Origin of the sequence: Bacillus cereus group sp. MYBK108-1 (assembly GCF_051917185.1) — a bacterium.
Classification (GTDB): Bacteria; Bacillota; Bacilli; order Bacillales; family Bacillaceae_G; genus Bacillus_A; species Bacillus_A cereus.
Genome location: NZ_JBQAHZ010000027.1, coordinates 14,344 through 33,278, shown reverse-complemented (window position 1 = coordinate 33,278; position 18,935 = coordinate 14,344). Strand labels below are relative to the sequence as shown.

Sequence of the window (18,935 nt, the reverse complement as noted above, 5' to 3'; positions counted from 1 at the left end):
AAGGAGAAAAGATATGCTCAAATATGTAAAACTAATAAGTATTAGTTTAGTAATATCGTCTTGTATTATGGGAATTAATTATTTAGTTAGCTATCTTTGGTCAGGGCATATACCTTCTTTGACGTGGAGAACATATTTGATGTTTGTGTTTATATTTATGATGAGTTTTGGTTCAATGCAAAAAGAAGGAAAAGAGGATTATTGACAATAGTCTTTTTCGCCTTTCTTTCATTAACACAAATGGTTGTAACTGTGCCACATGAAATGCTTTCTAAAACATATCAAACAATCAGTGAATTATTTCCTGCAACATATGCAGCGAATGGCTATTATACAATAATATTTGGAGGAGTTAGTTTAGAGAGAAATATTATTTCATTATTAGTTATTGTATTGGTTACACAATCAGTAGCAGTGATGACTTTAGCTATAAAAGGAATGGTAAAGGGAAGAAGAAGCTCTGTAGTTAAAGAAGTATAAAATAAAAAGGTATCCTCGGTGGGATACCTTTTTATTAGCACTTATTATTTTGTAACTTCTGTCCACTTGTAGTTAAACTCACCACCGAAGTCAGTTGTTACAAGTCCTTTAATGAAAGAGCGTTGTAAGTAAGAACGGCCTTGTTGGTATAAAGGAGCGACAGCGCCGTCTTGTAATAAAATTTTTTCAGCTTGCTTCATTGCTTCAAAGCGTGCTTTTTCATCGCCAGCTAAATCTGTTTTCACTTTATGAATTAGCTCATCGTACTCTTTGTTAGAGTATTTATCGAAGTTATAAGCACTATCTGTTGTAAATAAATCTAAGAATGTAATTGGATCAGCGAAGTCAGGGCCCCAGCCGTCAATACCAATTTCATAGTCACCACTTAATAGTAGTTTTAGCTGTTGTTTACGTGGTTGTGGTTTTAAATTCACTGTTAATCCATCTAGGTTCTTTTCTAATTCACCTTTTAAATATTCACCAGTCTTTTTAGCTAAAGCATTGTCACTTGTTAATAGTTCGATTGTTACTTTGTCAGTACCAAGTTCTTGTTTTGCTTTTTTCCAGTTTTCTTTCGCTGTTTTCACATCATCCTTGACTAGATTTCCATTTTCTTTACGGAAGTCATTGCCTTCTGGGCTCTTTGCAAATTTCGCAGGAACCATTCCTTCAGCTGGAACAGCGCCGTTATTTAAGATTGTTTCTACGTAAGCTTTTTTATTCATTGCGCCGTTAATAGCAAGGCGTGCATGTTGATTTTTTAATGTTTCATTTTTTTGATTGAGTCGTAAAAATTGAATGCCGACTTCAGCGCGTTCTTTGAAGTTTGGATCGCTCTTATATTTATCAACAAACTCTGCAGTTAAAGCAACACGATCAATTTGTCCTGAATCATATAAGTTCACTTCTGTAGACTTATCTTTAACGACATTGAAGTTGATTTCTTCTAATTTTACAGTTTTAGCATCCCAATAGTTAGGATTTTTCTTCAATTGGAAGCTTTGTTCATGTTTCCAGTTATCTAATGTGAAAGCACCGTTATAAATTAAATGATTTGTTTCTAAACCATATTTATCGCCTTGAGACTTTAAGTACTCTTCATTAATTGGTAAGAATGTTGAGAATGTAGTTAAGCTTAAGAAGTAGGGAACAGGACGGTCTAGTTGTACTTCTAACGTTTTATCATCAACAGCTTTGACCCCTAGTTGATCAATCGGCAATTGTTTTTGGTTTATTTGTTTCGCATTCTTTATATCGAAGAATAAGAATGCGTATTCAGCTGCTGTATCAGGATTTACGGCACGTTGCCAAGCGAAGGCAAAGTCCTTTGCTGTAACGGGAGTACCGTTTGACCATTTTGAATCACGGAGATGGAATGTATATTTTGTTTTATCGGGACTAATGTCAACCGACTCAGCGACACCAGGAACCGGCTTATTATCTTCTCCCATTGCATATAACCCTTCAAAAACATTACGCATTACGTTCATGGATTCCCCATCCGTTGCTTTTGCAACATCCATTGTTGGAATTTCTGAAGCGAATGATAAGTTAATTGCCTGTTTATCAGGTGCTTTATCGTTTGCTTTCGCTCCGCTTGCATTATCTTTATTTCCCCCGCAAGCAGTTAGTAATAGACTTGCCCCTAAAACAGATGCAACAACAGGTACAACTTTTTTCTTCATTGTTCGTTCCTCCCTAAATGTGTTGTTCGTAACGTCATAATGTCCGTGTCTTGAAGTAGCTATAGAAGGAGATAAAACCTATTATAAATATTTGTTTATAGGTAATCAGGTGTTCTATATGTATATACATGTTGAACTATAATCTATCGTTATATGTTTCAACGTAGTAGACATTATATTTTGATGGTGAAATATTTTGTTTCTTTGATTATTTAGAATATTAACACTGAAAAGAACTATATGTCAATAATAAAAATAGATTGTTAATTTCTCAGAATAATATATTAAAAAAGCAGATTCTCATGTGTGAGAGAACCTATTTTTAATATATTTTGCTAAAAAAACAATTGGTGTGGGCTAATAATAAGTGGGGATGAAGAAACCCCCACTTATTAAAGTTTCACTTTATTTTTCAATCTTTGCCCACTTGAAGTTTAATTGACCTGCAAAGTCTACTTGCACAATTCCTTTCACATAAGAACGTTCTAAATAAGATTCGCCTTTTTGGTAAAGAGGAGCGATAACAGAGTCTTTAAATAATATTTTCTCGGATGCTAGTAATGCTTCCCAGCGAGCTTTTTCATCACCAGCTAAAGTTGTTTTCACTTTTGCTATTGTTTCATCGAATTCCTTATTAGAGTAATGATCTAAGTTATAAGGGTTATTCGTTGTAAATAGCTCAAGGAATGTAATTGGATCCGCAAAGTCAGGGCTCCAGCCATCAATTCCGATTTCGTAGTCACCTTTTAATAAAAGCGAAACTTGTTGCTTACGCGGCTGAGGTTTTATATTTACTGTTAATCCATCTAGATTCTTTTCTAGTTGTCCTTTTAAGAATTCACCAGTTTTCTTATCAAGGTCAGCATCACTCGTTAATAATTCTAATGTTATCTTTTCAGAACCAAGCTCTTGTTTAGCTTTTTTCCATAACTCTTGTGCAGATTTTGTATCAACTTTTGTTAAATCGCCGTTTGCAGTACGGAAGTCTTTTCCTTCAGGTCCTTTTGCAAAGTTTTTTGGAACGAGACCAAATGTTGGTGTAGAGCCATCATTTAATAACGTATTTACAAAGGATTTTCTATCAATTGTTTGATCAATTGCTTGGCGTGCAGAAACGTTTTGAAGTACTTTGTTTTGTTGATTCATACGTAAAAATTGTACGCCTACGTTTGGACGTTCTTTAAAGTTAGCATCCTTTTTATATTTATCGACGAAGTCAGATGTTAGTTTTATACGATCTAATTGTTTTGACTCGAATAAATTTACTTCTGTTGATTTTTCTTTTACGACATTAAAATTGATTTCTTCTAGTTTGACAGTATCTTTATCCCAATAGGTAGGGTTCTTCTTAAATTTAAAGCTTTGTTCGTGCTTCCAATCGCTTAGTGTAAAAGCTCCATTGTACAAGATTGTATTATCTTCTAAAGCGTACTTATCACCTTGTACTTTAAAGAATTCCTCATTAATTGGTAGAAATGTTGGGAACGCTGTTAAGCTAATAAAATAAGGAACAGGACGCTCTAATTCTACCTCAAACGTATGGTCATCAACTGCTTTTACACCAAGTTGGTCGGCTGGAAGTTCTTTGTTGTTAATTTTTGTTGCGTTTTTAATATCAAAGAATAAAAATGCATATTCAGAGGCTGTTGCTGGATCTACGGCACGTTGCCAAGCGAACACAAAATCTTTAGCTGTAACAGGAGTGCCGTTTGACCATTTTGAATCTCGCAAATGGAATGTGTATTTCGTTTTATCGCCACTTACTTCATGAGATTTTGCAACACCAGGAACAGGTTTGTTACCTTCACCAAGATTATACAAACCTTCAAATACGTTTCTCATTACTTGACCAGAATCAGTATCTGTAGCACGAGCCGTATCCATTGTTCGTATTTCAGTAGGTGAAGATAAGTTTAAAACCTGTTTACTAGGTACCTCGTCTTTTGCATTTGCTCCGCTTGCTTCGTTTTTATAACTACCGCAACCAGTTAATAAAATACTTACTCCTACAACTGATGCAATACCGGGTACAAACTTCTTTTTCATTTGATTTTCCTCCTAAATAATTAAGTTTGGATGATGATGAGGGAAATGAAAAATAAAAAATCCCTCTTTTCATATTGAGAAAGAGGGATTTTTACGTACAAGTTATGCACCCGTATATAAACGAAGTCCCTCATTCTATCTTTCAAGCATAAAGCTTGCAGGAAGTGGCACAGTATTCAAAATGAACCTGTTGCCGAGGTTTCAAAGGGCCAGTCCCTCCACCTCTCTTGATACAATGAGTAAACGAATAAATTTTATTAATTTTTGTGTTTCTTTGATAATTCAAAATCTTACACCTTGAATAATGAAGTGTCAACTAAATGAAATATAGTTTAAATTTTCAGTTTTCTTAAATGAAAAAACCACTGCATATGGCAGTGGTTTTTCTACTAGAAGTTAAAGTTATCTGGATCTGGACCAACGCGACGATCTTCATTTAAAGCTTGAATTGCTTTCATATCATCAGCACTTAATTCAAAGTCGAAGATGTTTGCATTTTCAATAATGCGATGTTCTTTAATTGATTTGGGAATTGTTACAACTTCGTTTTGTAAATCCCAACGTAAAATAATTTGCGCAGTTGATTTATTATATTTTGTCGCAATTTCTTGTAACGTTGGATTATCTAGTAGTTGTCCTTGCATTAATGGTGACCAAGCTTCAAGCTGGATATTATGTTCTTTACAGAATGCATGTAACTCTTCTTGTGCTAAACGTGGGTGGTATTCCACTTGGTTGACCATTGGCTTAATTTCAGCAATTTCAAATACGTCTTGTAAGTGGTGAATGTGGAAATTACTCACACCGATAGCGCGAACACGGCCATCTTTATAAAGTGTTTCTAATGCTTTCCATGATTCAGTATATTTCCCTTTTACAGGCCAATGTACTAAATATAAATCTAAATATTCTAGACCTAATTTCTCTAATGTAGTTTCAAATGCTTGAAGCGTTGTTTCATATCCTTGATCGCTATTCCATACTTTTGAGGTAATAAATAATTCTTCACGTGAAACACCGGATTCACGAATCGCTTGCCCAACGCCTTCTTCATTTTGATAGATTGCTGCAGTATCGATGCTGCGGTAGCCATTTTTAATTGCTGCTTTTACAGAATCAATTACTTCTGAACCATCTTCTACTTTAAAAACACCTAAACCAAACCAAGGCATTTTTACACCGTTATGTAATGTTGTATAGTCTTTTAAACTTGTTAAAATCATATTATTTCCCCCTAGCTTTTTTGTTTGTTGCTTCTACTGCTTTTTGAATTGCCTCTGAAAAATTATATTCGTATAAAGTTTTGAGACCCTCAGCTGTGGAACCACCTGGCGTTGTTACTTGTTCGCGAAGGTTAGCTGGATTTTGCGTTTGTTCAAGCATAGAAGCAGAGCCAGAAATCATTTGAATGACAAGATGTTTTGCGGTTTCTTCATCAACTCCATAACTTTTTGTTGCTTCAATTAAGCTTTCAGCAAAGTAATAAAGGAAGGCTGGTGCACTTCCAGTAACTGCAGTAAGCTGATGAACTTCTTCCTCAGTACAAAGTTGCGAAGTACCAATACCTTTTAAAAGTAGTTGCAGGGTTTCTTGATGTATCTCGTTTACTGATTGTCCCATTGTATATAAGGAGATAGACTTTCCAATTTCAGCAGCTGTATTAGGCATAATCCAAGCAACAGGCGTGCCTTTTGGGAGTCTAGCTTCTAAATAAGATGGTCCAATGCCAGCTGCTACTGTTACGACTAGTTGATTTGATATTAACGGAGATAGCTCAGCTAATAACTCTTCATGAGCCGAAGGTGGCATTGCTAAAACAACCGTATCAACAGATGTAACATGCTGTTTCCAATCTGTTGTAGTAGACACATTATATCGATGTTGTAACTGTTTTAGCTTTTCTATGTTGCTTCGGTTAGAGACGATAATTTCTTCGATGTACTCTTTGCTTGTTTTAAGTAATCCGGAAAATATAGCTTCTGCCATACGACCGGCACCAATAAATAAAATTCGATGTTTAGTTAGCATATCCTTTATTCCTTTCTAGTAGAGATATGTTATAAAAACGATATCATCTTTAAGAGAATTTTGTAAAAAGAAAAGACTTACCGTAGATGGAATGGATAATGAGAAGGAGGAAATTCATGCTAATATTAGCTATTATTAATCTCTTTATATGTGTAGCTGGTTTGCTAGAGTGGAAGAGCAATTATAAGGGGCAAGAACATACAAATAATTATATCTAGAAAATAATTAGAATTAAAAAACCCCTGAAGTACATATGCTTCAGGGGTTTACTAATAGAATATAAGATTATGCTTTTGTCATACCAAGTAATACAGCGCCGCCGATAATTAAAACACTACCTAGTGCAATAAAGATCAATTGACGTTTTGTTTTCTTTTCACCTAAGAATACAATCGCACCGAATGTTGAGATAACGATTCCAGTTTGAGATAATGGGAAGCTTGTTGCTACTCCAACACGTGGTAATGAAAGAAGTAAGAATAAGTTTCCAGTTCCCCATAGTAAACCAGACAAAGCATTACGGATTGCATATTTGTTAAATGGTTTATGTTTAGACGTCAGTACAACCGCACCAACAAACATACCAACTGCTTGTGGTAAAATAGCAGACCAACCATCGATATTATACCAACGAATAATAATTACATATACAAGATAGCCGAAAGTAGAAACAATTAAAGTAAGAAGTCCTTTTTTCAATTGTCCAGGTGGCTGAGCATTTTCTTTATCATCTAATGATGTGAATACAACACCAACTACGATTAATAGGATTGCAATCGTTCCCAGAATGATCGTTGTAGTAGTAGTCCACTCACGGAAAGCGATAACCCCAAAGATAGAAGTTGCAACAAGTTGCATACCAGTAGAAATCGTTACAGTAGTTGAAACACCTAGTTTTTCAACTGTTTTTAATTGGTTTACTTGTCCTAAAGCCCAGAATAAACCTGAAATAAAACCAACAATTAAGATTGTCATTGTTAAAGCTGGTTGAGTAAATACATACATAATTGTTGCGAAGAATAGAGCACCGATTGTCATACCTACCGTTTGGCTATATGCACCACCGCCCATTTTTACGCTTACTAATAAGATGTTTCCCCATGCAATTGCAGGAAGAAGCGCTAATAAAATGTCCATTACAAGACTCCCTTCGGTTTGCTATACCAATATAGTTACATATCGTTCTAACGATCGGTAATGCCCCACTAATAGAGTAGAAGATTACCGATCGCTAAAACAGGATGAAGAATTCACGATATAAATGCGTTTTCATTTCTTCATTTTTTGAAACACCTCCATATAATAACAGGAAATTGCCTATTTTAGAAAGTGAATTCAAATAAAATGTATATTTTAATAAGAGGTAAAATTCAGTTATTTCCCGGTGGTATATTTTATTTCCTAAGAAATAAAGAAGCAGCTTCGAAAAAAGCTGCTTTAAGAGTTAGTAATTCTTTTATTAATAAGTTGAATACATAGTAGAAATACGAGTGACATACCGATAGTAATAACTACAAGTGTCCATGCGAGTTGCATATTACTTGCATCAATAGCCATGTAAATTGCAGTTGGGATTGTCTGTGTTTTACCAGGAATGTTCCCGGCAAACATAAGTGTAGCACCAAACTCACCGAGCGCGCGGACAAAGCTCAAAATCATCCCGCTTAGTAAGGCAGGAAATGCGAGCGGAAGTGTAACGTGCAGAAAAACTTGATATTCACTTGCGCCAAGGTCACGAGCACTTTCTTCAATTTGTACATTTGCGATAGAAAATCCCGTTTTCGCTGATTGGTACATAAGCGGAAATGCAACAACTGTAGAAGCAATGATCGCAGCAGTAGATGTGAACATAATAGACTGCTGAAATAATGATTCAACCCACTTTCCGATCGGGCTGTTGTTTCCAAAGATGATAATGAGAAAGAAGCCGATAACAGTTGGTGGAAGTACCATTGGTAATAAAAATATGGTTTCTAATAGTACTTTATATCGCCATGAGGAGCGAGCTAGTGCTCGCCCGACAATTGTCCCTAAAATTGTAACGAGAATAGTGGCGCATGCAGCTACTCTTAAAGATAGAAAGACAGGTGATAAAATAGCATCAATGCTCATAGTAATTACGACAGGACTGTAAATCCATATTTCTTAAAGATAGATTGTGCATCTTTTGACTGCAAATACTCATAAAATGAAGTCGCCTCTTTCTTATGTTTAGATTCCTTTATAACACCTAAAGGATAGTGGATTGGCTCATGAGAAGTAGCTGCTGCTGTCTCACCAATCTTTACTTTATCCGAAATGAGAGCATCTGTTTTGTATACAATACCAGCATCGACATTCCCTGTTTCTACATATGTTAACACTTGGCGAACATCTTTTGTAAATACGACTTTATTTTGAACATCATTCCAAAGGTTTTCGTGTGTTAGAGAAGCCTTTGCATATTTGCCAGCAGGTACAGATTCAGGTGTACCAAGTGCAATTTTTTTTATTTTTTCATCTTTTAAATCTTGAATTTTTGTAAGAGAACTATCTTTTGGGACGACTAGAACGAGTTCGTTTCCAAGGAGATTTTTCCCCTCTTTTTCATTAATGAATCCTTTTTTTACAAGGGTTTGGAATTTATCTTCTGCTGCTGAGAAGAATAAATCAGCAGGTGCACCTTGTTCAATTTGTTGTTGAAGTGCTCCAGAAGCACCGAAGTTAAAAGAAAGTTTGATATTTGGCTCTTTTTCTTTATATTGTTTTTCGATTTCTTTTAATGCATCTTGTAAGCTTGCAGCAGCTGAGATAGTCAGTTCAACTGTTTTATTCTCTTTAGCAGCTGACTTTGTATGCTTTTCCCCACTTGTACAAGCAGCGCTAAATATAAGAAGGAAAGAAAGTATAAGTGCCCCGATGGAACGTAATATAAATTTATTCATAAAAAAATCCCCTTTCATTTTGACACATCTAATTATAACTAAATATAACTAAATATAACTAGTTATAATTGAATATAATTTGAACATAAGTCTATTTTTAAAAAATAGGAGAAATATTCTTTTCTTTGTTACAATGAAAGGAGAAAGTGAGGAATCGTCTATGGATCATCATTCCTACACAACGGAAGAAGTAGCAAAGCGATTAAAAGTATCAAAATTAACTGTATACGACTTAATTAAAAAAGGAGAACTTCCTTCTTATAGAGTTGGTAGACAGATGCGCATTGATGCAGCAGATTTAGATCAATATATAAAGCAAATGAAAACAGGGAAAGTACAAGTTAATCCTGTGAAAAACGATGGTAGTAGTATCTTGAACACGTGTATTATTAGTGGTCAAGAACTAACGTTAGATATGTTAGCTAAACGTATAGAAAATCGTTTGCCAAGTTCTAATGTTTTAAGAGCGTATCAAGGTAGCTTAACGAGTTTAGTGAAAATGTATCAAGGAGAAGGAAGTATCGTTAGTTTGCATTTGTTTGATGGTGAAACGGGTACATATAATATTCCTTACGTAAAACGTATTTTAGTAGGACAGCCATGTCTTATGATTAATTTATTGTCCAGAAATGTAGGGTTTTATGTTCAAAAAGGAAATCCGAAGAAAATAAAGACATGGGCTGACATATCCGGGTCCACTATAAAGTTTGTGAATCGAGAAAAGGGTTCTGGTATTAGAGTGTTAGTGGATGAACAATTACGAATCCGAAAATTAAATAAAGCTGATATTAGTGGATATGAATGGGAAGAATCGAATCATCTTGGTGTTGCCACGCAAGTTGCAAATGGAAAAGCTGATGTAGGAGTAGGTTCAGAAAAGTTTTCGCAAATTGTAAATGTGGACTTTATTCCAATCATGAAAGAACAGTATGATTTAGTAATTTTGAAGAATAAAGAAAATGAAGAGCTGATTGAAGTTGTGAAAGACATTCTGCAATCGGAAGAATTTCATAATGAATTAAATGCGATTGGCGGATATGATATTACGAAAACAGGTCAAATTGTATATGAAATAAAGTGAAACTTTAATCAGTGTGGGGGTTCTTCATCCCCCACTGATTATTAGTTGAACCAATCGGGCTGCCCATTAAAGCGGGACAAACTAAAAAGCTGCTTGTCTATAAGACGAGCAGCTTTTTCTATATATAAAGGGGTTTGGGGAAACAAAGTGTTAAATAAGACCTTGAGCAAGTGTATAAATGAAAGCCGTAAGAAGAGTAGCTCCACTTGCAAGTCCGATAAAGTCTGATTTGTTGAAAGTAATGTTGTTCATTATAATCTCTCCTTATTTGTTTAATGTAGTTGCAACAGCTTTTGCATCGACAAGTGCGGATAGCACCATGCCCATTGTATTTAAAAATTTATTTGATTTCATATTGTTCATCATGCGTATCCGCTCCTTTTCGAATAGTTGTTGCCCTGCTTATGTCTTAATTATAGGGAATATGGATACTTCCAACTATCGAATTAGCTTACGAAAGACTTACACTTTTGTAAGAAAAAAAGACATTCATGTAAGAATGTCTTTCACAGCATATTGATATGATGATGGTCTTCAATTGTTTTTAAAAAACTACGCATTGAATTCGTCATATAGCTATCTTTACGGCGTATGAAAACCGTTGAAATACTGCCGTATTTTTCAGGGATTGCATGACAATGTACCTTACCTGCTTTAGAAAGATGATGGACAGCAGACTGTGGTACGAGTGTAATTCCGAGACCGAGTGCAACACTGTTTAATATTGTCTCTAATATATTGAATTCCATAATTCTTTTTGGTAGCAAACCTTCGTCTTTAAGCCAACGTTCTAGTTTGGAGCGGTATCCACATCCTTGGTTAAAAACGAGTAGAGGCGTTGTTGTAAATTCTTCTATATGAAAGGCTTTATTTTGTGTTATAAGCATTAATTTCTCTGTACTAACATCGTATTGTTCGATTAGTGGATGTTTAATAGGACCTGATATAAAGGCGCCATCTAATTGATGATCAAGTACTTCTCTAATTAATTCTTCTGTTAGACCCGCTTGTAATGATAAATCGACATTCGGATAGCTTTTATAGTAAGAAGATAAAATGGTAGGCAGTGTACTTACTGTTTCGACTGTACCGATTTTTAATATACCAGAAGGTGTTTCGCTATCTAAAAATACTTGTTTTAGTTCGTCGACATCTTGCAAAATTTTACTAACATAAACGAGCATTTTTCTTCCTTCAGCTGTTAAAGTCATTCCTCGTTTATGGCGGTAAAAGAGTGGGGTTTTTAATTCGTTTTCTAGTTGTTTAATACGTGCAGTTACATTTGATTGTACATAATTTAATTCCTTTGCTGCGCTACTTACACTACCCTGATCGGCAACGCTTTTAAAGATTTGTAAGTCTCTTAATTCCATTTTGTAATCCCCCTTGATGTTAACTATCATTATAAATGATAGTTAACATCATTTTGAATCATTTTACGTGATATATTTTTTCTTTTACAATTCTCTTTGTGCAAATAGAAAGAAACGGGGGATTGCGGTGAGAAGAGGTCAAATGATAATAGGGGCTTTGGCGTGTTTAATTGCGAGTATGTCATGGGGAGCGATGTTTCCAGTTGCTGATCATGCGCTAGAATACATAGATCCATTTTATTTTTCGCTTATTCGCTATGGAGCAGTGGCGATAATGCTGATTGTATTGTTGTTAGTGAAAGAAGGAAAACAGGCATTTTGTTTAGAGGGAAGAGGAAAGTTACTCGTCTTTTTTGGAACGATGGCATTTACAGTATATAATGTCCTCATATTTTTAGGGCAAATGTTAATGGGTAAGTCGGGTGTAATGGTAGCTTCCATTATGGAAGCACTTATGCCGATGATTTCTATTTGTATTTTATGGGGATATAAGCATATAAAACCGAAGAAGTATATGATAACGAGTATGGTTATTGCTTTTGTAGGAGCTGTGTTTGTTATTACAAAAGGTGACATGAGTTTCTTTGTAACATTGAAAGATAATATGTTCCCATTAGCATTTATATTTATTGGTGTTGTAGGGTGGGTTATTTATACGATGGGTGGTCAAACTTGTAGTGATTGGTCAACATTACGTTATTCTACGTTGACGTGTGTATTCGGTACGACTGTTACAGCGATTATAACGGTAATTATTACGTCGCTTGGATATATTTCAGTTCCGAGTATGGGAACGATTTCTATTGTGAAATATGATTTGTTATTCATGATGACATTGCCAGGTATTGTAGCGCTACTTGCTTGGAACTATGGTGTGAAAATTTTATCATCCATTAATGGGATTTTATTTATTAATTTTGTACCAATTACGACTTTAGCTATTATGATGATGCAAGGGTATCAAATCACAATGTTTGATATTATAGGGACTGTACTTGTTATTGCAGCGCTTATTCGCAATAACGTTTGCCAGAGAAAAGAAGAAAATATAAATAAGAGAGTTTTACAAGAAGAACAATTACGTCAAGCTGTTTAATAGGCAAATGGAGGATTTCACATGTTAGAAAGTTTATTGTTTTTCTTCGCCGTCGGAGTTGCCTGTGAGCTTGCAGCAATTAATCGAAATGGTCGTAAAAAGATAAAACAACAAGCTGAGCTGATACAGCTTTTAAAAGAATTGAAAGAAAGAAAAAATTAAAAAGACGACCGGGCATAGACGGTCGTCTTTTTCTATATAAAGGGGAAAGGGGACACAAAGTTATACAAGCGTAGCAGCGTAAATGAAAGCAGTAAGAAGAAGAGAGCCGCTAGCTAATCCTAAAAAATCTAATTTGTTAAAAGTAATGTTATTCATAATACATTCTCCTTACTTGTTTAATGCAGAAGCAACAGCTTTTGCATCGAAAAGAGCCGATAATACCATGCCCATTGTATTTAAGAAATTGTTCGTTTTCATTTTGTTCATCATATTGATCCACTCCTTTTCGAATAATTGTTGCCCTGTTTCTGACTTAATTGTATGAAATATAGTAAGAAGTAACTATCGAATTAGCTTACAAGAAAATTACACTTTTGTAAGAATTGAAATTTAACAATTCATCCTTAATTTTATTACCAACTCCTAAAACTTAGTGTTATAATTATTATAAGAATATGATTATACTTCGGATGTTTAGAAAGGAACGAAATAAATGTATAAACCAATTACATTTTTGTTGAAATATATATTTAAAACAGCTGGGAAAGTAGAAGTACAAGGAAGAGAAAAGCTACCAGAAGGTGGACCCTATGTTGTTGCATGTACACATACAAGTTTTATGGATGTATTAATGTTAGCTACAGGGATGTATCCAACTCAAATTCATTACATGGCCAAAAAAGAATTATTTGAAGGGAAATTCAAAAATTGGTTCTTTAAAAATGTAAATGCATTCCCTGTAGATCGTGCGAATCCAGGACCAAGTACACTTAAAATTCCATCACGTTTATTAAAAGAAGGAAAGGTAGTAGGGATTTTTCCGAGTGGAACAAGATCAGCGGAAGATGTTTCATTAAAAGCGGGTGCTGTGACAATTGCGGTGCGTTCCAATGTTCCGTTAGTACCAGCAGCTTATGTTGGTCCATCAAGTGTAAAAGAATTAATAAAGGGGAAAAAGGCACAATTGATTTTTGGAGATCCAATTCAAATTGAGGCTGGAGAACAAATAGATCGAAAAACCGCTATGAAAATGATGACGGATCAATTAAATGAGAAGTTTGAGGAGTTAAAAGAAGCTTTGCAATCAAATCAAAAATAAGAAAAGACGACCGGGCATAGACGGTCGTCTTTTCTATTACTATTTATAATAAAGGGGAAAGGGGACACAAAGTTATACAAGCGTAGCGGCGTAAATAAAAGTAGTAAGAAGAATCGAGCCACTAGCTAGTCCTAAAAAATCTAATTTGTTAAAAGTGATGTTATTCATAATACATTCTCCTTACTTGTTTAATGTAGAAGCAACAGCTTTTGCGTCGATAAGAGCGGAAAATACCATGCCCATTGTATGTAAGAAATTGTTCGTTTTTATTTTGTTCATCATATTAATCCGCTCCTTTTCGAATAGTTGTTACCTTGTTTCTGACTTAATTGTATGAAATGTTGCGGAAAGTCACTATCGAATTAGCTTACAGAAAAATTACACTTTTGTAAGAGAAACGAATGAAGGTGTAATGATAAGAAGATTTGACATATGTTCATGAGATTCATTAAGTTAAAGGTAGAGGTGAGTGTATGGCTAATATTAAAGATATTGCAAAGATGGCGGGAGTTTCAGTTACGACTGTTTCGAGAGTGTTGAATGATCACCCATATGTAAGTGAAGAAAAAAGAAAAGCGGTTATAGAGATAGTTGAGAAATTGAATTACTCGCAAAACGCAAATGCTGTTCATTTATCAAAAGGAAAAACGAATATTGTTGGTGTGATTTTACCGTATATTAATCATCCGTGTTTTGATGCGATGGTGAGCGGAATGATGGAGACTGCGTTAGCGCATAATTACAGGGTGCTACTTTGCCAAACGAATTATAATAAAAAAGAAGAAATGAAAAGTTTACATATGTTAAAAACAAAACAATTGGATGGTCTTATTATTTGTTCACGTGCAAATGATTGGGAAACGATAGAACCGTATGCTTCTTACGGCGCAATAATTGCTTGTGAAGACAATGATATTTCAAACATCTCAAGTGTATATACGAATCATTCAGCGGCCTTTCAATTAGGAATGGATTATTTGATTGAGAAAGGTTATAAAAAAATTGGTTATTGTACGGGAAGAAAATTAGGGCCGAGTAGTCAAAAGCGTTTTGATGTTTATAAACAGCAATTGCAATCTATAGACGAAGAGGTTAATGAAGAATGGATTTTTACAGAATGTTTTACACTAGAAGATGGTGTAAAAGTGGCTCATAAGTTAAAAGAGATGCAGGATCTTCCTGAAGCATTAATAGTAGCAGGTGATGAAGTTGCGATTGGGGTTATGACAGAGGTTGAAAAATTAGGGATTCAAGTTCCTGAGGATTTAGCGATTATTGGCTTTGATAATCAACCTATCTCGCAAGTGTTACAATTGACAACTATTGATCAAAATTTAAAGGAGATAGGGAAAACTGCTTTTGAAATGTTGCATAGAAAAGTGAATGACGAGAGTTCTGAACAAGAAAAGCTGGAAATTCCATACGAACTTGTGGAACGCTCTACAGTTTAATCGTAATCCGTTATGTGTATAATCGCATAACGGATTATTTTTTTGAAATATCTTTGACAGGAAACGCGTTTCATACTTTATAAAGGAGTTAAACCGGTCTGTAATAATCCATGGATTCTTTTCAAGTGTTAATGCAGTGAATAGAATTTGGAGGAATATGCATGAATGAACTTTTATCGAGTATGAAAAAGTATGTAGATGATGATGAAAAGATTCTGGCTTTTGTGGTAGGGATATTTGAGAAGGATAATTTTATATTATCGTATCAACATGGGGTTTTTGTTGCCACTACTAGACGTCTCCTTTTTTACGGGAAATTTCCGTACTATTCTTCAACATTTAAAGAGTATTCATATTTGTATATAGATAGCATAGATTTTCATCCGTATTTTGAATTTACTTGTAGTCATGAAACCATTCGCGCTAAGTATATTCAGAAAGGGAATGTGGAGCGATTTGTCCGTGCAGTTAGAGCAAATATGAATAATTAATCAACCCTCTGTTTAAACATAATATTTCAATTTTTAAGAGGGAAAATGCGGAATAAAAACCACTTCTAAACCTCTAGGAGATAGTGATACAATGTCAAATGGGGGGGAGGGTATGAACTATGGTTAATCAACGTATAAAGGAAATAACACTAATTACAATTGGTTCATTATTATTCGCAATTGGTATTAATTACTTTGCAATTCCAAACCGTTTATCGGAAGGTGGAATTATTGGTTTAACGGTTGTTACGTACTACTTATTTGATTGGTCACCAGGAATTGTGAACTTTGCTATAAATGCAATTTTACTAGCTGTTGGTTATAAATTTTTTGATAAGAAAACAATGATTTATACAATTTTAGGGATTGTAGAAACATCTTTGTTTTTATACGTTACAGAACATATTGAGTATCATGTAAATAGTGATACATTATTAGCAGCTTTATTTGCTGGTTTATTTGTGGGAATTGGATTAGGTTGTATGTTCAAAGCCGGAGGTACATCGGGAGGATCAGCAATCTTAGCTCAGTTAGCAAATCAATATTTAGGTTGGAGTGTAGGTAAAGGCGTACTAATTATTGATATTGTTGTAATTGCTGGTTCTGTATTTATAATAGGGCAAGAAAAGGCGATGTATACACTTGTGGCTGTGTTCATTGGAGCGAAGGTGATTGATTTCATTGTAGAAGGAATGGACACAAAAACGGCTGTTACGATTATTTCGAATCAACCAGATTTAATTCGTGAAGCTATTACGAAAAATATGACACGCGGTGTTACTGTATTAGAAGGGCGCGGCGGATATACTGGTAAAAATAAAGAAGTTTTATATGTTGTTATTAATAAACAAGAGCTTGTTAAGTTAAAACAAGTTATTAGCCGGGTAGATGAAGATGCTTTCGTTGTTATACATGATGTACGTGATGTACTTGGCGGTGGCTTTAAAGCAAGCTAAAAGGTGAACGAGCAAATTCGTTCACCTTTTTTAATTCTTACAAAAATGTAAGTGTAATGTAATGAGATTCAATAGTAGATTTTATTCCCCCTTTTTAAAATGGATGTATATATATCCTGCAGAGGAGGAATGTTTATTATGAAGAAAAAAATGATCACTACTATAATAGCGATGATAGTGATAGTAGTAATGTTACTGCCTACGAAACTTGGACCAGTTATCGATAAATATAATCCATTTTATAAGACGAAAGAATACTATACGGTTGTGAATACAATTGGTCAGCATATTGGTGATGAGTGGTATGAATATGAATTTATTGCATTCGATGAACGTGGTAGAGAGCAGAAAATAAAGAAAACGGTTAAGCATATGTTAAAGAGAGATGAAGCATTAAAGGTTTTTGCAAAAGGACGTTACGGTGAATCGATTGAAGAGATTGAGGTTGCAAATATTCCTATAAATGCGAAGAGCAAACTTTTAACGATGAGATAGTGAAATATACCCCCGGCTATTTTTTGTCGAAAATAAAAATACTGGGTAAGGGTATTTTTGAGATTAACAAAAAAGCCTTAGTCCATATAGACTAAGGCTTTTTTATTATATAAAGGGGAAGGGGGTACATTGTAGTAGCATGGGTGAAAGGTATAAGAAGAGTAGCTACTAGCAATGTAATTTGGTTATGTGAGTGTTCTTCTTATTTGGCTTACTTTCTAACTTTATTGTACGAAATATAAGTAAGGGGAACTATCGAATTACATTACACATAACTTACAAACATGTAAGCCTTCTGTAATGTAATTCGATAGTTAAAAGATAGTAATTTTCATATAGTGTAACTAGAAAGTCTCAATGTATTACTTTCTGTTTGTAATGAAGAATGAAAAACCAACTAATTTTTAATAATCCTCATCTGAATAAAGATGGGGATCCTTTTTTAAACCTTACAACATTGTAAGGTTTACGTAAGTTAATTCGATAGTAAATTTGTCATATTTTTTGCATAATAGATACAGATAGAAAAATAATTAGGGATCTAGTAAGAAGGGAGAAAAATGGGATGCGTAAAGAAGAAGTAGTGAAGTTACCAATTAAAGATTTCTGTAGCTACTTTACTGTTGCCGTAGTGTGTATTGGATTATTTGATATCATAACAAACTTAATTGTTAAATAATATAGATGCTAAAACAAGAAAGGAAGTCCTTTCTTGTTTTTTTTATGGGGGCATAAAGATGAAATGGATTGATAGTCATATACATGTTGATCAATATAAGGATGAAGAGAAGAGCAGATTACTAAAAGAGGTGGAAAATAGTAAGGAAATAAAGGGGCTTATTGCGGTATCTATGAATTATCAATCTTGTAAGGAAACGTTATCTTTAGCGCAGAAGTATCCCTTTATATATCCAGCGATAGGGTTTCATCCAGAGCAACAGATTCATAAAGAAGAGTGTGAACAGATTTATCAACTTATTGAACAGAACGCAGAGGAAATTGTTGCGATTGGTGAAGTAGGTTTGCCCTATTATTTGAGAAAAGAAGATGAAAGAATTGCTGCAGATCCATACATAGCTGTATTGAAAAAATTTATAGAACTAGCTAGTAAGTATAATTTGCCGATTGTATTACACGCAGTTTATGAAGATGTTGACATTGTATGTGATTTGCTAGAGAAATATAAAGTTTCACGTGCACATTTCCATTGGTTTAAAGGAAGCGATGAAACAATGAAACGGATGATGAGAAATGGTTATTATATTTCGATTACACCGGATGTTTTACATAAGGAGAAGATTAGAAAAATCGTTTCGTATTATCCGCTTGAATATATGATGGTAGAAACAGATGGTCCGTGGGAATTTCAAGAAGATGTTATAACGCACCCAAGAATGATTCGAGAGGTATTAAAGGAAATTAGTTCTATAAAAAACATATCCATTGATAAGGTCGCAGAAACAATATATGAAAATACAAGTCGATTTTATTTGAAAGGATAGGAGAATTATAGTTTTAATCATGTAACGGAAAAAGTAAAAGTTGAATTTATTTAATAAAATGCCACG

General features: G+C 34.4%; 22 protein-coding genes and 1 riboswitch. Of the genes, 11 read left to right on the top strand and 11 right to left on the bottom strand.

The window, feature by feature from the left end:
• Positions 1–13: 13 nt before the first annotated feature.
• Together ACTFSL_RS25910 and ACTFSL_RS25905 are read left to right on the top strand one after the other, a co-directional pair.
• Entirely contained in the window at positions 14–205 is a 192-nt protein-coding gene (locus ACTFSL_RS25910) for a hypothetical protein (protein WP_000922547.1), read from the top strand.
• Positions 202–480, top strand: a complete 279-nt coding sequence (locus ACTFSL_RS25905; RefSeq protein WP_000156944.1) for a hypothetical protein — start codon at positions 202–204, stop codon at positions 478–480. Before ACTFSL_RS25910 ends, ACTFSL_RS25905 begins: the two co-directional genes overlap by 4 nt.
• Positions 481–524: 44 nt before the next feature.
• Here the strand turns inward: ACTFSL_RS25905 and ACTFSL_RS25900 are convergent, their stop codons facing one another.
• From ACTFSL_RS25900 to modA, 7 genes are all read right to left on the bottom strand, one after another.
• Positions 525–2,165: a peptide ABC transporter substrate-binding protein gene (locus tag ACTFSL_RS25900; RefSeq protein ID WP_000731086.1), complete on the bottom strand. Its 1,641-nt coding sequence runs from the start codon at positions 2,163–2,165 to the stop codon at positions 525–527.
• A 405-nt stretch (positions 2,166–2,570) separates the two neighbouring features.
• Positions 2,571–4,211: a peptide ABC transporter substrate-binding protein gene (locus tag ACTFSL_RS25895; RefSeq protein WP_440042632.1), complete on the bottom strand. Its 1,641-nt coding sequence runs from the start codon at positions 4,209–4,211 to the stop codon at positions 2,571–2,573.
• 132 nt (positions 4,212–4,343) lie between these two features.
• Positions 4,344–4,448: riboswitch (SAM riboswitch) on the bottom strand.
• A gap of 152 nt (positions 4,449–4,600) precedes the next feature.
• Positions 4,601–5,434, bottom strand: coding sequence for an aldo/keto reductase (locus ACTFSL_RS25890; RefSeq protein ID WP_000604203.1), 834 nt, complete (start codon positions 5,432–5,434; stop codon positions 4,601–4,603).
• Between the two features lies 1 nt (position 5,435).
• Positions 5,436–6,239, bottom strand: a complete 804-nt coding sequence (gene proC, locus ACTFSL_RS25885) for a pyrroline-5-carboxylate reductase (protein WP_000956253.1) — start codon at positions 6,237–6,239, stop codon at positions 5,436–5,438.
• A 285-nt stretch (positions 6,240–6,524) separates the two neighbouring features.
• Positions 6,525–7,376, bottom strand: coding sequence for a GRP family sugar transporter (locus ACTFSL_RS25880; protein WP_000353544.1), 852 nt, complete (start codon positions 7,374–7,376; stop codon positions 6,525–6,527).
• A gap of 300 nt (positions 7,377–7,676) precedes the next feature.
• The gene (gene modB, locus ACTFSL_RS25875) at positions 7,677–8,351 is read right to left on the bottom strand and encodes a molybdate ABC transporter permease subunit (protein WP_000020526.1); all 675 of its coding nucleotides are present in this window, start codon (positions 8,349–8,351) and stop codon (positions 7,677–7,679) included.
• Positions 8,352–8,356: 5 nt separating this feature from the next.
• Positions 8,357–9,163, bottom strand: coding sequence for a molybdate ABC transporter substrate-binding protein (gene modA, locus ACTFSL_RS25870; protein ID WP_440042629.1), 807 nt, complete (start codon positions 9,161–9,163; stop codon positions 8,357–8,359).
• Positions 9,164–9,323: 160 nt separating this feature from the next.
• Between modA and ACTFSL_RS25865 the strand changes: the two genes are divergently transcribed.
• Positions 9,324–10,244, top strand: coding sequence for a substrate-binding domain-containing protein (locus ACTFSL_RS25865; RefSeq protein ID WP_002180310.1), 921 nt, complete (start codon positions 9,324–9,326; stop codon positions 10,242–10,244).
• 150 nt (positions 10,245–10,394) lie between these two features.
• Here ACTFSL_RS25865 and ACTFSL_RS25860 read toward each other — a convergent pair whose 3' ends face one another.
• Both ACTFSL_RS25860 and ACTFSL_RS25855 read right to left on the bottom strand, forming a co-directional pair.
• A complete protein-coding gene (locus ACTFSL_RS25860; RefSeq protein ID WP_001060017.1) occupies positions 10,395–10,496 on the bottom strand; it encodes a DUF3948 family protein in 102 nt (33 codons plus the stop codon).
• Positions 10,497–10,750: 254 nt separating this feature from the next.
• Positions 10,751–11,617, bottom strand: a complete 867-nt coding sequence (locus ACTFSL_RS25855) for a LysR family transcriptional regulator (RefSeq protein ID WP_000423031.1) — start codon at positions 11,615–11,617, stop codon at positions 10,751–10,753.
• A 127-nt stretch (positions 11,618–11,744) separates the two neighbouring features.
• On the opposite strand from ACTFSL_RS25855, the gene ACTFSL_RS25850 reads away from it, so the two are divergent.
• On the top strand, positions 11,745–12,713 hold the full coding sequence (locus tag ACTFSL_RS25850) for a DMT family transporter (protein ID WP_002180311.1): 969 nt from the start codon (positions 11,745–11,747) through the stop codon (positions 12,711–12,713).
• Positions 12,714–12,734: 21 nt separating this feature from the next.
• Positions 12,735–12,875, top strand: coding sequence for a YrzO family protein (locus ACTFSL_RS25845; RefSeq protein WP_000894065.1), 141 nt, complete (start codon positions 12,735–12,737; stop codon positions 12,873–12,875).
• 60 nt (positions 12,876–12,935) lie between these two features.
• On the opposite strand, the gene ACTFSL_RS25840 is transcribed toward ACTFSL_RS25845, so the two are convergent.
• The gene (locus ACTFSL_RS25840; RefSeq protein ID WP_001060007.1) at positions 12,936–13,031 is read right to left on the bottom strand and encodes a DUF3948 family protein; all 96 of its coding nucleotides are present in this window, start codon (positions 13,029–13,031) and stop codon (positions 12,936–12,938) included.
• A 337-nt stretch (positions 13,032–13,368) separates the two neighbouring features.
• Between ACTFSL_RS25840 and ACTFSL_RS25835 the strand changes: the two genes are divergently transcribed.
• A complete protein-coding gene (locus ACTFSL_RS25835) occupies positions 13,369–13,974 on the top strand; it encodes a lysophospholipid acyltransferase family protein (protein WP_440042628.1) in 606 nt (201 codons plus the stop codon).
• Between the two features lie 72 nt (positions 13,975–14,046).
• Here ACTFSL_RS25835 and ACTFSL_RS25830 read toward each other — a convergent pair whose 3' ends face one another.
• Positions 14,047–14,142, bottom strand: a complete 96-nt coding sequence (locus tag ACTFSL_RS25830) for a DUF3948 family protein (protein ID WP_073530339.1) — start codon at positions 14,140–14,142, stop codon at positions 14,047–14,049.
• 305 nt (positions 14,143–14,447) lie between these two features.
• Here ACTFSL_RS25830 and ACTFSL_RS25825 point away from each other — a divergent pair, with 305 nt between their 5' ends.
• The 5 genes from ACTFSL_RS25825 (at position 14,448) to ACTFSL_RS25805 (ending at position 18,869) form a co-directional block, all read left to right on the top strand.
• Positions 14,448–15,425 (top strand): LacI family DNA-binding transcriptional regulator, encoded by a 978-nt coding sequence (locus ACTFSL_RS25825; protein ID WP_001273903.1) that lies wholly within the window; start codon positions 14,448–14,450, stop codon positions 15,423–15,425.
• Positions 15,426–15,586: 161 nt separating this feature from the next.
• Positions 15,587–15,916 (top strand): PH domain-containing protein, encoded by a 330-nt coding sequence (locus tag ACTFSL_RS25820; protein WP_001004246.1) that lies wholly within the window; start codon positions 15,587–15,589, stop codon positions 15,914–15,916.
• Positions 15,917–16,035: 119 nt separating this feature from the next.
• Positions 16,036–16,872 carry a YitT family protein gene (locus ACTFSL_RS25815; RefSeq protein ID WP_000248045.1) on the top strand — a complete coding sequence of 279 codons (837 nt, stop codon included), beginning with the start codon at positions 16,036–16,038 and terminating at the stop codon, positions 16,870–16,872.
• A 138-nt stretch (positions 16,873–17,010) separates the two neighbouring features.
• Positions 17,011–17,367, top strand: a complete 357-nt coding sequence (locus ACTFSL_RS25810) for a YxeA family protein (protein WP_000728422.1) — start codon at positions 17,011–17,013, stop codon at positions 17,365–17,367.
• 737 nt (positions 17,368–18,104) lie between these two features.
• The gene (locus ACTFSL_RS25805; RefSeq protein ID WP_440042627.1) at positions 18,105–18,869 is read left to right on the top strand and encodes a TatD family hydrolase; all 765 of its coding nucleotides are present in this window, start codon (positions 18,105–18,107) and stop codon (positions 18,867–18,869) included.
• The last annotated feature ends 66 nt before the right edge of the window (positions 18,870–18,935 follow it).

Coding starts and splice junctions, on each gene's coding strand:
- ACTFSL_RS25855 (WP_000423031.1), bottom strand. CDS start 11,617: ATGGAATTAAGAGACTTACAAATCTTTAAAAGCGTTGCCGATCAGGGT.
- ACTFSL_RS25860 (WP_001060017.1), bottom strand. CDS start 10,496: ATGAACAACATTACTTTCAACAAATCAGACTTTATCGGACTTGCAAGT.
- ACTFSL_RS25815 (WP_000248045.1), top strand. CDS start 16,036: ATGGTTAATCAACGTATAAAGGAAATAACACTAATTACAATTGGTTCA.
- proC (WP_000956253.1), bottom strand. CDS start 6,239: ATGCTAACTAAACATCGAATTTTATTTATTGGTGCCGGTCGTATGGCA.
- modB (WP_000020526.1), bottom strand. CDS start 8,351: ATGAGCATTGATGCTATTTTATCACCTGTCTTTCTATCTTTAAGAGTA.
- ACTFSL_RS25820 (WP_001004246.1), top strand. CDS start 15,587: ATGAATGAACTTTTATCGAGTATGAAAAAGTATGTAGATGATGATGAA.
- ACTFSL_RS25805 (WP_440042627.1), top strand. CDS start 18,105: ATGAAATGGATTGATAGTCATATACATGTTGATCAATATAAGGATGAA.
- ACTFSL_RS25910 (WP_000922547.1), top strand. CDS start 14: ATGCTCAAATATGTAAAACTAATAAGTATTAGTTTAGTAATATCGTCT.
- modA (WP_440042629.1), bottom strand. CDS start 9,163: ATGAATAAATTTATATTACGTTCCATCGGGGCACTTATACTTTCTTTC.
- ACTFSL_RS25830 (WP_073530339.1), bottom strand. CDS start 14,142: ATGAATAACATCACTTTTAACAAATTAGATTTTTTAGGACTAGCTAGT.
- ACTFSL_RS25890 (WP_000604203.1), bottom strand. CDS start 5,434: ATGATTTTAACAAGTTTAAAAGACTATACAACATTACATAACGGTGTA.
- ACTFSL_RS25895 (WP_440042632.1), bottom strand. CDS start 4,211: ATGAAAAAGAAGTTTGTACCCGGTATTGCATCAGTTGTAGGAGTAAGT.
- ACTFSL_RS25835 (WP_440042628.1), top strand. CDS start 13,369: ATGTATAAACCAATTACATTTTTGTTGAAATATATATTTAAAACAGCT.
- ACTFSL_RS25825 (WP_001273903.1), top strand. CDS start 14,448: ATGGCTAATATTAAAGATATTGCAAAGATGGCGGGAGTTTCAGTTACG.
- ACTFSL_RS25880 (WP_000353544.1), bottom strand. CDS start 7,376: ATGGACATTTTATTAGCGCTTCTTCCTGCAATTGCATGGGGAAACATC.
- ACTFSL_RS25840 (WP_001060007.1), bottom strand. CDS start 13,031: ATGAATAACATTACTTTTAACAAATTAGATTTTTTAGGATTAGCTAGC.
- ACTFSL_RS25845 (WP_000894065.1), top strand. CDS start 12,735: ATGTTAGAAAGTTTATTGTTTTTCTTCGCCGTCGGAGTTGCCTGTGAG.
- ACTFSL_RS25865 (WP_002180310.1), top strand. CDS start 9,324: ATGGATCATCATTCCTACACAACGGAAGAAGTAGCAAAGCGATTAAAA.
- ACTFSL_RS25900 (WP_000731086.1), bottom strand. CDS start 2,165: ATGAAGAAAAAAGTTGTACCTGTTGTTGCATCTGTTTTAGGGGCAAGT.
- ACTFSL_RS25810 (WP_000728422.1), top strand. CDS start 17,011: ATGAAGAAAAAAATGATCACTACTATAATAGCGATGATAGTGATAGTA.